Annotated in this window: 11 protein-coding genes; 10 read left to right on the top strand and 1 reads right to left on the bottom strand. The window is 70.6% G+C overall.

Annotated elements, in window-relative coordinates:
- Positions 1–118: 118 nt before the first annotated feature.
- On the bottom strand, positions 119–2,257 hold the full coding sequence (locus AB0K28_RS23725) for an elongation factor G-like protein EF-G2 (RefSeq protein ID WP_364373660.1): 2,139 nt from the start codon (positions 2,255–2,257) through the stop codon (positions 119–121).
- A 256-nt stretch (positions 2,258–2,513) separates the two neighbouring features.
- Between AB0K28_RS23725 and pgsA the strand changes: the two genes are divergently transcribed.
- The 10 genes from pgsA to AB0K28_RS23775 all read left to right on the top strand — a co-directional run bounded on the left by pgsA (position 2,514) and on the right by AB0K28_RS23775 (position 13,537).
- Positions 2,514–3,185 (top strand): phosphatidylinositol phosphate synthase, encoded by a 672-nt coding sequence (gene pgsA / locus AB0K28_RS23730; RefSeq protein WP_364373663.1) that lies wholly within the window; start codon positions 2,514–2,516, stop codon positions 3,183–3,185.
- Positions 3,182–4,093, top strand: a complete 912-nt coding sequence (locus tag AB0K28_RS23735; RefSeq protein ID WP_345386358.1) for a phosphatidylinositol mannoside acyltransferase — start codon at positions 3,182–3,184, stop codon at positions 4,091–4,093. Before pgsA ends, AB0K28_RS23735 begins: the two co-directional genes overlap by 4 nt.
- Positions 4,090–5,220 (top strand): glycosyltransferase family 4 protein, encoded by a 1,131-nt coding sequence (locus AB0K28_RS23740; RefSeq protein WP_364373666.1) that lies wholly within the window; start codon positions 4,090–4,092, stop codon positions 5,218–5,220. Before AB0K28_RS23735 ends, AB0K28_RS23740 begins: the two co-directional genes overlap by 4 nt.
- A gap of 40 nt (positions 5,221–5,260) precedes the next feature.
- Positions 5,261–5,803 carry a hypothetical protein gene (locus AB0K28_RS23745; protein WP_364373669.1) on the top strand — a complete coding sequence of 181 codons (543 nt, stop codon included), beginning with the start codon at positions 5,261–5,263 and terminating at the stop codon, positions 5,801–5,803.
- A gap of 62 nt (positions 5,804–5,865) precedes the next feature.
- Positions 5,866–6,882: a DUF3048 domain-containing protein gene (locus AB0K28_RS23750; RefSeq protein ID WP_364373671.1), complete on the top strand. Its 1,017-nt coding sequence runs from the start codon at positions 5,866–5,868 to the stop codon at positions 6,880–6,882.
- 130 nt (positions 6,883–7,012) lie between these two features.
- Positions 7,013–7,927, top strand: a complete 915-nt coding sequence (pdxS, locus tag AB0K28_RS23755) for a pyridoxal 5'-phosphate synthase lyase subunit PdxS (RefSeq protein ID WP_345386354.1) — start codon at positions 7,013–7,015, stop codon at positions 7,925–7,927.
- Between the two features lie 204 nt (positions 7,928–8,131).
- Positions 8,132–9,796, top strand: coding sequence for an alkaline phosphatase D family protein (locus tag AB0K28_RS23760; protein WP_364373674.1), 1,665 nt, complete (start codon positions 8,132–8,134; stop codon positions 9,794–9,796).
- Between the two features lie 155 nt (positions 9,797–9,951).
- Positions 9,952–10,530, top strand: coding sequence for a pyridoxal 5'-phosphate synthase glutaminase subunit PdxT (gene pdxT, locus AB0K28_RS23765; protein ID WP_345386351.1), 579 nt, complete (start codon positions 9,952–9,954; stop codon positions 10,528–10,530).
- A gap of 3 nt (positions 10,531–10,533) precedes the next feature.
- Positions 10,534–11,283 carry a YebC/PmpR family DNA-binding transcriptional regulator gene (locus tag AB0K28_RS23770; RefSeq protein ID WP_345386349.1) on the top strand — a complete coding sequence of 250 codons (750 nt, stop codon included), beginning with the start codon at positions 10,534–10,536 and terminating at the stop codon, positions 11,281–11,283.
- A 226-nt stretch (positions 11,284–11,509) separates the two neighbouring features.
- On the top strand, positions 11,510–13,537 hold the full coding sequence (locus AB0K28_RS23775; RefSeq protein ID WP_364373678.1) for a sugar ABC transporter permease: 2,028 nt from the start codon (positions 11,510–11,512) through the stop codon (positions 13,535–13,537).
- Positions 13,538–13,540 lie beyond the last annotated feature (3 nt).

Genomic DNA, 13,540 nt, shown 5'->3' on the forward strand with positions numbered 1-13,540 from the left:
TGTGACAGCTTCGGGGGCATGCTCGGGACGGAAACCGCAATCAAAGCGTGATACGTTCGTGACAAAAGTAAAAAGCTGTGCCGGGAGGGACGAACGCCCTCCCGGCACAGCTAACGGCTCAATCCGCGGCGGCCACCTTGCTCGCGAGGTTCGACGGCAGCGGTTCGTAGCGCAGGAACGTCCTCGTGAACGTGCCCGTGCCGTGTGACATGGATCTCAGGTCGATGGCGTACCGCGTGATCTCCAGCTCGGGCACCTCGGCCTTGACGAGCGTACGTCCGGTGCCCACCGGCTCGGTGCCGAGCACGCGCCCGCGCCGCGACGACAGGTCCGACATCACCGAGCCCACGTAGTCGTCGGCCACCAGCACCGAGATCTCGTCCACCGGCTCCAGCAGCAGCGTCGGCACCTTGGACGCGGCCTCCTTCAGCGCGAGCTGGCCCGCGATCTGGAAGGCCATGTCGGAGGAGTCGACCGAATGGGCCTTGCCGTCGTACAGGGTGACGCGCACGTCCACCATCGGATAGCCGGCGACGACGCCGCGCTCCATCTGCGCGCGCACGCCCTTCTCCACCGACGGGATGAACTGCCGCGGCACCACGCCGCCCACGATCTTGTCGACGAACTCGAAGCCCCCGCCCGACGGCAGCGGCTCGACCTCCAGGTGGCAGATGGCGTACTGGCCGTGGCCGCCGGTCTGCTTGACGTTGCGGCCCATCGCCTGGCACCTGCCGCCGAACGTCTCGCGCAGCGGCACCCGAAGGTCGATGCGCTCGACCTCGACGCCGTGCCGCTTGGACAGCCGGTCGAGCAGCACGTCGGTGTGGGCCTCGCCCATGCACCACAGGACGAGCTGGCGGGTCTCGGCGTTGTTCTCCAGGCGCAGCGTCGGGTCCTCGGCCACCAGCCTGCCGAGGGCCTGCGACAGCTTGTCCTCGTCGGCCTTCGACTTGGCCCTGATCGCCACCGGCAGCAGCGGCTCAGGCATGCTCCACGACGTCATCAGCAGCGGGTTGTCGACCTCGGACAGCGTGTCGCCGGTCTCGGCGCGCGACAGCTTCGCCACGGCCACGATGTCGCCCGCCATCGCCTTGGCGGCGGCGCGCTGGTGCTTGCCCAGCGGACAGGTCAGGGTGCCGATGCGCTCGTCCACGTCGTGGTCCTCGTGCCCGCGGTCGGCCAGGCCATGGCCGGAGACGTGCACGGTCATGTCGGGGCGCAGCGTGCCGGAGAAGACGCGGACGAGGCTGATGCGGCCCACGTACGGGTCGCTGGTGGTCTTGACGACCTCCGCCACGAGCGGCCCGTCGGGGTCGCACGTGATGCCCTTGACCGGCTTGCCCGACAGGTCGGTGATCTCCGGCATCGGGTGTTCGAGCGGCGAGGGGAAGCCCTGCGTCATCAGCTCCAGGATCTCCTGGGCGCCCACGCCCAGCCCGCTGCACAGCACCGGGTAGAAGCTGCCGCGCGCGACGGCCTTCTCCAGGTCCTCGATGAGGACCTTGGTGTCGATGGGCTCACCCTCGAGGTAGCGCTCCATGAGCGACTCGTCCTCGCTCTCCTGGATGATGCCCTCGATCAGGCTGCCGCGGTACTCCTCGATCTGCGTCTCGTACTCGGCGCCCGGGTCCTTCTCCGCGCGGGTGCCGGTGGCGTAGTTGTAGTACTTCTGGGTGAGCAGCCCGATGAGTCCGTTGACGTGGCCGTTGGTGATGACCGGGAGGTAGAGCGGTGCCACGCCGTCACCGAAGACGTCCTGGCAGGTGGTCAGCACCTCGTCGAAGTCCGCGCGCTGGTGGTCGATCTTGGTGATGACGACCGCCCGCGGCATGCCCACCTGCGAGCACTCCTCCCAGAGCATCTGGGTGAGCCCGTCCACGCCTTCGGACGCCGAGACCACGAAGAGCGCCGCGTCGGCCGCGCGCAGCCCGGCGCGCAGGTCGCCCACGAAGTCGGCGTATCCGGGGGTGTCGAGAAGGTTGATCTTGATGCCGTTGTGCACCAGCGGCGCCACGGCGAGGTTGACGGACCGCTGCTGCCGGACCTCGACCTCGTCGAAGTCGGTGACCGTGTTGCCGTCCTCGACCCGTCCAGGGCGCTGGATGGTGCCCGTCGCGGCCAGCAGCTGTTCGACGAGGGTCGTCTTACCCGCTCCTGAATGGCCGACCAGCACGACATTGCGTATCGCGTCGCACCTGTCGGCCGCGGGTGCCCTGCCCGCGGCTCCTACGGCGCCGCCAGAGTTCCTTTCCGCCACATCGCCTCCCGCTACGCTTCCCGTCTCATCGCGTGAGACGGCTCGGTCGATGGGGGGACGCCGTCCAGCCGCGTCCGGTAGCTCGCTCCCGTCGCTCCTCGGCCCAGGCGGCGTCGCTCCCTTCGCGTTGGTCCGTCTGCCAACGCCGCGCCCGCGCGGAGGGTGTCGGAAACCGCATGGACGCGGTGTGTTCACCAAATACCCCTGTGGCGGATATCACAAGGGGTCCGGGGCAAAGAAAGTTGTCAGGCCCTTCATGGCCTACGATCGGACCGCGATGCTCAAACTCCTGCGCCCGGCCATGACCCGGATACTCACCCCGCTGGGCAGGGCACTCGCCGGCCGCGGGATAGGCCCGAACGCCGTCACGGCGGTCGGCACCCTCGGCACGGTCGTGTCGGCCCTGCTCTTCTTCCCCCTGGGCCAGCTCGCCTGGGGGGCACTCGTGATCACCGTCTTCGTGCTGTTCGACCTGCTCGACGGCGTGGTCGCCCGGCTCGGCGGAAAGGGGGGCAGCACCTGGGGGGCCTTCCTCGACTCCACCTTCGACCGGGTCGCCGACGCCGCCATCTTCGCCGGCCTGATCCTCTACTTCGTCGGCCGCGACGACGTCGTGTCGGCCTCGGTGACGCTCGCCTGCCTGATCCTCGGCACCCTGGTGTCCTACGCCAAGGCCAGGGCCGAGGGGCTCGGGCTGACGGCTGACGTCGGGCTCGCCGAGCGGCCCGAGCGGCTGGTGGTGGCGCTGGTCGCGGCCTTCCTCGCCGGGCTCGGCGTCCCCTACGTCCTGCCGGCCGGCATGTGGCTGCTCGCCCTGGCCAGCCTGATCACGGTGGGCCAGCGCGTGATGATCGTGTACCAGCAGACGAGAGAACAGACCGGCCATCAGACGGGCCATCAGACCGGCCGTCAGACTGGGGAGAGATGAGCGACAAGGCATCGTTCGCCGACCGGGTCGTGGCCGCCGGGTTCGCGGCCGGGTGGAAGCTCGTGCCGCTGCTGCCCGAGCGCCCGACGGCCGCGGTCTTCCGGTTCCTCGCCGACCGGGTCCACGCCAGGCGCGGCAAGTCCGTACGCCGGCTGGAGTCCAACTTGGCCAGGGTGACCGGCCTCGACCCCGGCGGCCGCGAGCTGCGCGAGCTGACCAGGGCGGGCATGCGCTCCTACTTCCGCTACTTCCACGAGGTCTTCCGCCTGCCCAAGATGGACCGCGCCGAGGTGGTGCGGCGCACCCACGTCATCGGCGCCGAGCACATCCACGGCAACGTGGCGGCCGGGCGCGGCGTCGTGCTGGCGCTGCCGCACATGGGCAACTGGGACCAGGCGGGCGCCTGGCTGGTGGGCGTCGGCCACCCGTTCACCACGGTCGCGGAAAGGCTGCGTCCCGAGTCGCTGTTCCGCCGCTACGTCGCCTTCCGCGAGGGCCTCGGCATGGAGGTGCTGCCGCTGACCGGCGGCGACGGCCACAACTTCGGCACCCTCGCCATGCGGGTGCGCAAGGGCGGCGTGGTCTGCCTGCCGGCCGAGCGCGACCTCACCAAGAGCGGCGTCGAGGTGCGCTTCTTCGGCGCCGCCACCAAGATGCCCGCGGGGCCGCCGCTGCTGGCCGTGCAGACGGGCGCGGCGCTGCTGCCCGCCACCGTCTACTTCGTGGGCGACGACTGGGGCATCCACATCCACGAAGAGCTGCCCGTGCCCGCCGAGGGCACCCGGCAGGAGAAGGTCGCGGCGCTGGCCCAGGGCCTGGCCGACGTGTTCGAGAAGGGCATCTCCGAGCATCCCGAGGACTGGCACATGATGCAGCGGCTCTGGCTGGACGACCTGGACCCCCGATGAGGGTCGGCATCGTCTGCCCCTACTCCTGGGACATGCCGGGCGGGGTCAAACAGCACATCGACGACCTGGCGCAGGCGCTCATGGCGCAGGGCCACGACGTCTCCGTGATCGCGCCGGCGGCCGACGACGACGAGCTGCCCCCCTACGTGACGGGCGCGGGCCGGGCCATCCCCGTGCCGTACAACGGGTCGGTGGCGAGGATGTCGTTCGGGTTCCTGTCGGCCGCGCGGGTGCGGCGCTGGGTGCGTACGGGCGGCTTCGACGTGCTGCACATCCACGAGCCGCTGATCCCGAGCCTCGGCGTGCTGGCCTGCTGGGCGGCCAAGGGGCCGATCGTGGCCACCTTCCACGCCTCCTTCACCCGCTCGCGGGCGATCGCGGTGGCCGAGCCCTTGCTGCGCAGCGCGCTGGAGAAGCTGAGCGGCCGTATCGCGGTCTCCGACGCGGCCCGCAAGAGCCTGGTCGAGCAGTTCGGCGGCGACACCGTGCTCATCCCCAACGGCGTCACCGTCGCCCGCTACACCGAGGCCGAGCCGCTCGACGGCTGGGGCCCCGACGGCGCCACGATCGGCTTCCTCGGCCGCATGGACGAAGAGCGCAAGGGCCTGCCGATCCTGCTCGACGCGTTCGCCGTGCTGGCGGCGCGGCGGCCCGACGTGAAGCTGCTGATCGCCGGTCCAGGCGACGAGAAGGACGTCTACGAGCGGGTGCCGAAGCAGTTCAGGGACCGCGTGACGGTGCTCGGCATGGTGAGCGAGGCCGACAAGATCCGCGCGTACCACTCGGTCGACGTGTTCTGCGCGCCCAACACCCGCGGCGAGAGCTTCGGCATCGTGCTGGCCGAGGCCATGGCGTCGGGGGCGACGGTGCTGGCCAGCGACATCCCGGCCTTCCGCAGGGTGCTGGGCGACGGGCAGGCGGGCGCGCTGTTCGCCAACGGCGACCCGGCCTCGCTGGCGCGCGAGGCCGCCGCGCTGCTCGACGCGCCGGAGCGGCGGGCCAAGCTGGCGGCCGAGGCGCTGGTGGCGGTCAGGAAGTACGACTGGTCGACGGTGGCGCGCGACGTCGTACGCGTCTACGAGACCGTCACCACGAGCGGCGCGGGCCGCGTGGAGGAGGACCTGTGACGCGCATCGCGGGTGATGCGGCGCGGGTGGAGGAGGACCTGTGACGTCCACCATGATCGTGCTGATCGTGGGCATCGTGGTGGTGCTCACGGCCGTCTACATCTCCTGGCGGGCCGGCCGCCTCGACCGGCTGCACATCCGCCTTGAGCTGGCCCAGGAGTCGCTGGACGCCGCGCTCATGCGGCGCCGCGCGGTGGTGCTGGAGCTGGCGGGCTCCCGCCTGCTCGACCCGGCGACGTCGCTGGTGCTGGCCGCGGCGGCGCACGAGGCGCGCTCCGCGGGCCCCGACGAGCGCGAGCACGCCGAGAGCGACCTGTCGCGCACGCTGCGCGCGGTGGCGGACCAGGAGCGCTTCAGGGAGAAGCTGGCGGAGTCGCCCGGCGGCCGCGAGCTGCTTGAGGAGCTCGACGCGGCGGTGGCGAAGGTCGTCTACTCGCGCCGGTTCTACAACAACGCGGTCGGGGTCACGCGTACGGCGCAGCGCCGCTGGCTGGCCAGGACCCTGCGGCTGGCCGGGCACACCGAATACCCCCAATTCTTCGAGATTGATGACAATCCGCCCGCAGCTATGGCAACCGAATGACCTGATTTGGGGAAGCCAGTAAGCTTCATCCCGTTTTCGGGCTGAAGCGAGGAGAAGTGCACGTGCGGCTACCCCGGTTGATCACCCTCTGGCTGGCGGGAGCGGCCGTCCTGCTGCCCGTCGCGGCCTGTTCTTCCGACGAGCCGGCGGCGGGTTCCGCGCCGCAGGCCACGACGGACGCGCCGGCCGAGGCGCCGCAGGAGGAGGAGGTCAACGCCCACCCCTTCACCGGCAAGCCGTACGAGAAGCTCAGGCCGGTGCTCGCGGTCAAGATCGAGAACACCGCGGCGGGCAAGCCGCAGCTCGGGCTCAAGAGCGCCGACATCGTCTACATCGAGCAGGTCGAGGCCGGGCTGACCCGGCTCATGGCGATCTTCTCCTCGAAGCTGCCGGCCAAGGTCGGCCCGGTGCGCAGCGCGCGCATCTCCGACCTGCACATCGCCCCGCAGTTCGGCAAGCCGGCCTTCTCCTACTCGGGCGCGCAGACCAAGATGCTGCCGCTCATCGCCGAGGCGTCACTGTTCGACGTGGGCGACTCGCACAACCCGGGCGCGTACTTCCGCCAGCCGGGCCGCTTCGCCCCCTACAACCTGTTCGCCAACACCAAGCAGCTGCTGGCCAAGGCGCCCAAGGCGAGCAAGGCCAAGGACATCGGCTTCACCTTCGGCGACGCCCCCGAGGGCGGGACGCCGCGCAAGTCGTACACGGTCAAGTGGCCCGCCGCGCGCTTCACCTTCGCCTGGTCGGAGGCCAAGCAGCAGTGGCTGATCTGGCAGGACGGCAAGAAGGACATGGCGGCCGAGGGCGGCCAGCTCGGCGCGCCCACGATCGTCGTGCAGTACACCAAGACCGAGCGCTCGCAGTTCCACGACAAGAACCAGAGCTACACGCCGCTCGTGCACACCACGGGCAAGGGCTCGGCGATCGTGCTGCGGGACGGCAAGGCGTTCAAAGCGAAGTGGGAGCGGGAATCAGAGGACAGCGGCACGACGTTCACCACTATGAGCGGTGAGCCGATGAACTTCGCCCCCGGCCAGGTCTGGGTGGCCCTCGCCAGCCGCAAGCCCGTCATTCCGTAGCCGCCGTACCTTGACAAACCTGTATAGGTACGGCGCTAAATCCTGACATCTTGGCATGTCGGGGGAGGGGTCGTTCAGGACCTACGATGGGCTTGATAACTTACAGATTCGCCGTTGAGAGCCCGTGAGGATGACCGTGTCCAGCAGCACGCCAGAAAGCACCCCCGTCACCGGAACCGCCCGCGTCAAGCGCGGCATGGCCGAGATGCTCAAGGGCGGCGTCATCATGGACGTCGTCACCCCCGAGCAGGCCAAGATCGCTGAGGACGCCGGCGCGGTCGCCGTCATGGCCCTCGAGCGCGTGCCCGCCGACATCCGGGCGCAGGGTGGCGTCTCCAGGATGAGCGACCCCGACATGATCGACGGCATCATCGCCGCCGTCTCCATCCCCGTGATGGCCAAGGCACGCATCGGCCACTTCGTCGAGGCCAAGGTGCTGCAGTCGCTCGGCGTCGACTACGTCGACGAGTCCGAGGTGCTCACCCCGGCCGACTACGCCAACCACATCGACAAGTGGCAGTTCACCGTGCCGTTCGTGTGCGGCGCCACCAACCTCGGCGAGGCCATGCGCCGCATCACCGAGGGCGCGGCCATGATCCGCTCCAAGGGCGAGGCCGGCACCGGCGACGTCTCCAACGCCGTCACCCACATGCGCACGATCCGCGCCGAGATCAAGCGGCTCACCTCCCTGCCGGAGGACGAGCTCTATGTCGCGGCCAAGGAGCTGCAGGCCCCGTACGAGCTGGTCGCCGAGGTCGCGCGCACCGGCAAGCTGCCGGTCGTGCTGTTCACCGCGGGCGGCATCGCCACCCCGGCCGACGCCGCGATGATGATGCAGCTCGGCGCCGAGGGCGTGTTCGTGGGCTCCGGCATCTTCAAGTCGGGCGACCCGGCCAAGCGCGCGGCGGCCATCGTCAAGGCCACCACGTTCTACGACGACCCCGACGTCATCGCCAAGGTCTCCCGTGGCCTGGGCGAGGCCATGGTCGGCCTCAATGTCGACGAGATCCCGCAGCCGCACCGCCTGGCCGAGCGCGGCTGGTAAGCGTCGGCGTGTCGGCGCAGGTCAGCGGCCTGCGGGCGTGAAACGATCACTTCCGGGTGAACGTCACGCGACGACGGAGATTTCCGGAAAAGGCGGCATCCGTGAAGGATGTCGCCTTTTTCATGTCTGACGTTCACCCCAAAGTCATGCCGCTGAGTCAGGCTACGGGGGTCCTCGCCCTTGATCGTCACAGGGAGCTCCCAGGTGTCCAAGCTGAACCGCAGGCACTTCCTCGTCACAGGGTTAGCGGCAGGGGCCGCATCGGCCATCCCCGCCGTCGTCCCCGCAGCCGCGCACGCCGACCCAGAAACGGCTTCTCCCGGGCTGCGTACCGACCCCTTCACGCTCGGCGTCGCGTGCGGCGACCCCGACCACGAGGGGTTCGTGCTGTGGACCAGGCTCGCCCAGCAGCCGCTGGCCGAGGACGGTCTCGGCGGCATGCCGCAGCGGCCCTTCCCCGTGCGGTGGCAGATCTACGCCGACGAGCGGGCCCGCCGCGTCGTGCGCTCCGGCGTCACCGTCGCCGCCCCCGAGTGGGGCCACAGCGTGCACGTCGAGGTGCAGGGGCTGAGCTCCGACCGGGACTACTGGTACCGCTTCCGCGCCGGCCCGTACGTCTCGCCGCTCGGCCGCGCCCGCACCGCCCCGCACCCCCTGTCGTACGGCGGCGCCCTGGCCATGGCGTTCGTCTCCTGCGCCCAGTACGAGCACGGCCACTTCACCGCCTACCGCCGCCTCGCCGAGGAGCACCCCGACCTGGTGCTGCACCTCGGCGACTACCAGTACGAGTACACCAGGGACACCTACACGATCCCCGGCGGCAACGTCCGCCACCACGAGGGCCCCGAGAGCGAGACCCTCGCGAACTACCGCCAGCGCCACGCCCAGTACAAGGCCGACCCCGACCTGCAGGCCGCGCACGCCGCCGCACCCTGGCTGGTCGTGTGGGACGACCACGAGCTGGACAACAACTGGGCCGGCGAGGTGCCCGAGAAGCCCGAGGTGCCGCAGCCGAACTTCCGCGAGCGGCGCGCCGCGGCCTTCCGCGCGTACTACGAGAACATGCCGCTGCGCCGCACCTCGATCCCGCGCGGCATCGACATGCAGCTCTACCGGCGCATCCGCTGGGGCAGGATGGCCACCTTCCACATGCTCGACACCCGCCAGTACCGCGACGACCAGAGCTGCGGCGACGGCTACAAGGACTGCCCCGCCGCCGTCGACCCCGCCCGCTCGATCACCGGCGCCGAGCAGGAGGAGTGGCTGCTGCGCGGCTTCCACCAGTCGCGCGCGCAGTGGGACATCCTGGGCCAGCAGGTCTTCTTCGGCCAGCGCGACAACAACCCAGGCCCCGCCAAGATCACCTCGCAGGACGCATGGGACGGCTACGCCGCCTCCCGCCGCCGCATCACCCAGGGCTGGATCGACGCCGGGGTGCGCAACCCCGTGGTGCTGACCGGCGACGTGCACGCCCACTGGGCCGGCGACCTCAAACTCGACTACGACGACCCGACAGGGCCCAGCGTGGGCTCCGAGCTGGTGACCACGTCGATCTCGACGGGCGGCGACGGGGGCGACTCCGACCCCGCGCAGCACCCGTTCCTGCAGATCAACCCGCACCTGAAGTTCTACAACAACCAGCGCGGATACGTGCTCACCACGATCGAGCGCGACCAGCTGACGGCCGACTTCAAGGTCGTGCCCCGGGTCCAGACGCCCGACGCCGAGGTCCACACCCGGGCCACGTTCGTCGTCGAGGACCGGGTGCCGGGGGTGCAGCAGACGTACCTGCGGCCGCTCGACCCGGCGCGCCGGCTCCAGCAGATCACGGTCGAGGACACCGTCCGCCTGGAGACCGAACGCCCGTAACGGCTCTCCTCGCAGCCCTTCTCCGCGAGCCCGGCCCCTGATCAGGGGCCGGGCTCGTCGCGGTCAGCGCCTGATCGGCGGGCCCCCGTCGGAAGACGACGGGATGTTCTGGTGTTGAATTGTCGGAAACCCGTACTCGGACGGAAGGATCGCCCGTGCCCACGATCGGTGTACTCGCCCTCCAGGGAGACGTGCGCGAACATCAGCGCATGCTTCAGGAGGCGGGCGCGACGGCCGTCGCCGTACGCCGCCCCGCCGAGCTGGACGCGGTCGACGCCCTGGTCATCCCTGGCGGCGAATCGACCACCATGTGGAAGCTCGCCGACACCTTCGACCTGCTGCAACCGCTGCGCGTCCGCATCAAGGAAGGCCTGCCCGCCTACGGCTCGTGCGCCGGCATGATCATGCTGGCCGACCGCATAGAGGACGGCATCGCAGGCCAGCAGACCATCGGCGGCATCGACATGGTGGTCAGGCGCAACGCGTTCGGCCGCCAGGTCGACTCCTTCGAATCCGATCTCGACTTCGCCGGACAGCAGGTGCACGCGGTGTTCATCCGCGCTCCCTGGGTCGAATCCATCGGCGCGGACGTCGAAGTGCTGGGCAGGTGCGAGCCTGGGGATAGGATCGTCGCGGTCCGTCAAGGTCCTTTGCTCGCTACGTCGTTCCACCCCGAGCTCACCGGGGACGTACGCGTGCACCGTTACTTCGTAGACATGGTGAGGGAGCTCTAGGTAATGTCCGGCCACTCCAAATGGGCGACGACGAAGCACAAGAAGGCCGCACTCGACGCCAAGCGCGGCAAGCTGTTCGCCAAGCTCATCAAGAACATCGAGGTGGCGGCACGGACCGGTGGCCCTGACCCGGACGCCAACCCCACGCTCTTCGACGCCATCTTCAAGGCGAAGAAGAACTCCGTGCCCAACGACAACATCGAGCGGGCGCGCAAGCGCGGCGGCGGCCTCGAAGCCGGCGGCGCCGACTACCAGACGATCATGTACGAGGGCTACGCGCCCGGCGGCGTCGCGGTGCTCATCGAGTGCCTCACCGACAACCGCAACCGCGCCGCCTCCGAGGTCAGGGTCGCGCTCACCCGCAACGGCGGCTCCCTGGCCGACCCCGGGTCCGTCTCCTACATGTTCAACCGCAAGGGCGTCGTGATCGTGCCCAAGAACGGGCTCGACGAGGACACAGTGCTCATGGCCGTCCTCGACGCCGGGGCCGAGGAGGTCAACGACCTCGGCGACTCCTTCGAGGTCGTCTCCGAGGCCAGTGACCTGGTGCCGGTCCGCAAGGCCCTCCAGGACGCCGGCATCGACTACGACTCGGCCGAGTCCAGCTTCCTGCCGACGATGAGCGTGCCGCTCGACGAGGAGGGGGCCAAGAAGGTGTTCCGGCTCATCGAGGCGCTGGAGGACAGCGACGACGTCCAGAACGTCTTCGCCAACTTCGACGTCTCCGACGACGTCCTCGCCGCCCTCGACTGACCTTCATCAGGGCCCTGCCCCTATGTCCGGGCCCCGCCCTTTCCCTGGTCCACGCGGCTCATAGGGGTGGGCCCGCGATCCCGCAGCCGTCCTGCCGGCTTCGGGATCGTTCAGGCGGGACGGCTACTGCCGCGCTCCTCCGCCTCGCATCCGGCGACGGCGAATCCTCCAGGTGACGGTCTGTCGGCGTGCGGGGGAGGGGGCCGGACGCGTAGGGTCGGGCGACGTGACTTCCCCCAACCCTCCAGCAACCGGCACCCGGCTGGTCGGCCTGCTGCTCGCCGTACCGGCGCTGGTCGGCACCCTCATCACGCTGGTGCTGCCGACCGCGCAGACCATCTGGCTCAGCTTCCAGAGCGGCGGCGTGCTGCGGAAGAGCACGTACGCGGGGACCGACAACTACGCCAAGCTGCTCGGCGACGACGCCTCCTGGCGGGCGCTGGGGTTCACGGTGTCGCTGGTCGGGTTCCCGCTGCTGGTGGCGTTGGTGGTGGGCCCGCTGCTGGCCCTGGCACTCGACCGGGCGGGCCCGTGGCCGCGCCGTACCGGGCGCGTCCTGCTCTCGCTGGCCGTCGTCACGTTCTCGCCGGTGGCCGTGGCGGCGTCCTGGCTGCGCGGCCTGATGCCCGAGGAGTCTGGCCTGGTCGCCCTCGCCGAGGGGCTGCGCGACCCGGCCACCGCACCTGGAACGCTCCGGCTCATCGTGGCCGCCGCCACGTTCGGGCTGGTGTGCGCGCTGGCCGTCATCGCGTTCCTGCCCGCCCTGCGCGGTCACACCCCGGGGCCGGCGACCGTGGCGGTGGGCGTCCTCGTCGCGTTCGCCATCGTGGCGGCCGGACTGCAGACGTTCGCCCTCAGCCAGGTGCTCACCGGCGGCGGCCCTCAGCGCGCCACACAGACGCTCGCGGGCCTCCAGTACGACTACGCCTTCAGAACGGCCGAGTTCGGCCTCGGTGCGGCCGTGGCGACGCTCACGGGAGTGGTCCTGGGCGTGCTGGGCATCGCCGCCACGATCATCGCGGCCGCCTCCGGCCTCCGCATCACCCTCACCCCCAAGACCGGCCTCCCCGGCCTCCCCGACCTCCCCGACCCACCGACCCCACCGGCCTTCGGCCCGGGCGCACCCACCTCCGCCCAACACGGACCGTTCGCCTCCGGCGCACAGGCACCGGCCGCCCTCGGCCAGCAGGGACCCACGGCTTTCTTCCCGCACGGCGGAGCCGCCTCCGGCCAGGGCGGTCAGGCCGCCTTCGGCCAGCAGGGATCCCTGCCTGGGGGTGCCCAGGGCGGGGCCGCCTCCGGTCCGCAAGGCGCGGTCACCTCCGGCTCCCAGGGGCAGACCCCCTTCGGGGCCGCCTTCGGTGCGCACGGCTCTCAGCCGCACTCGGGGCACGCCCAGGGAGGTGCCCCGGAGGCTCACGACGGTGGTGCGGGTGGGGTGACGTCCCCGTACCTGCCCGGGAGCGGGCAGCCCGGGAAGGCGCGGCAGGCCCCCGCGAGGCGCGCGGCCACACCGGCGGGCGTCGCGATCGGGGTCGCCGCGTTAGCGGTGGTCGTGGTGGCCGCGTTCGTGCTCGCCTGGCCGTGGATGGACGGCGTGCTGGCCTCCAGGGCGGGCGCGGCGAGCAGCCTCAGAGCCCAGGTCAACACCTGGGTCCCGGCCGTCATCGGCGCAGTGGTCTCGGTGGGCGTGGCGTACCTGGCCGCCCTCGGCATCGGCGGTCTGCGCCCGCTCGGCCGCGCCAGCGAGTGGCTGCTGCTGATCTTCGCCCCCTGGTTGTTCGTCGGCGCGGGCCCGTTCAGCGTCGCCAACTGGCAGAACGTCCGCAACCTCGGCCTCATCGACACCTTCCCCGCCCTCATCCCGCCGCTGCTGGTGAGCGTCCCCGCGCTGCTGGTGCTGACCCTCCTGTGCAAGGGCCTGGCCGAACGCACCGACAGGGACTTCTTCTCGGGCGTGTTCCTGCCGTCGCTGCCCATGGCGGGCATCCTGGCCGGCGCCGTCACGCTGGTGAACGCCCACGACGTCCAGTGGCCGCTCCTGGTCGTCCAGCACACCGACCTGTTCACCGCCCCGGTCGCCCAGATGGCCCAGGTGGGCGGCTTCTCCCGGGCCGCCGCCGACATCGGCGCCGCGACACCGCTGGTCGTGGTGGCCGTCGGGCTGGCCGTCCTGGTGACGGCCCAGCTCCTCTACCTCGACAGGCTCGCCGTCACGACAAAGGATTCGCGGGTACGTACCCCGGTTTCATAGGTT

It is taken from the genome of Nonomuraea sp. NPDC049504, from assembly GCF_040676845.1.
GTDB lineage: Bacteria > Actinomycetota > Actinomycetes > Streptosporangiales > Streptosporangiaceae > Nonomuraea > Nonomuraea salmonea.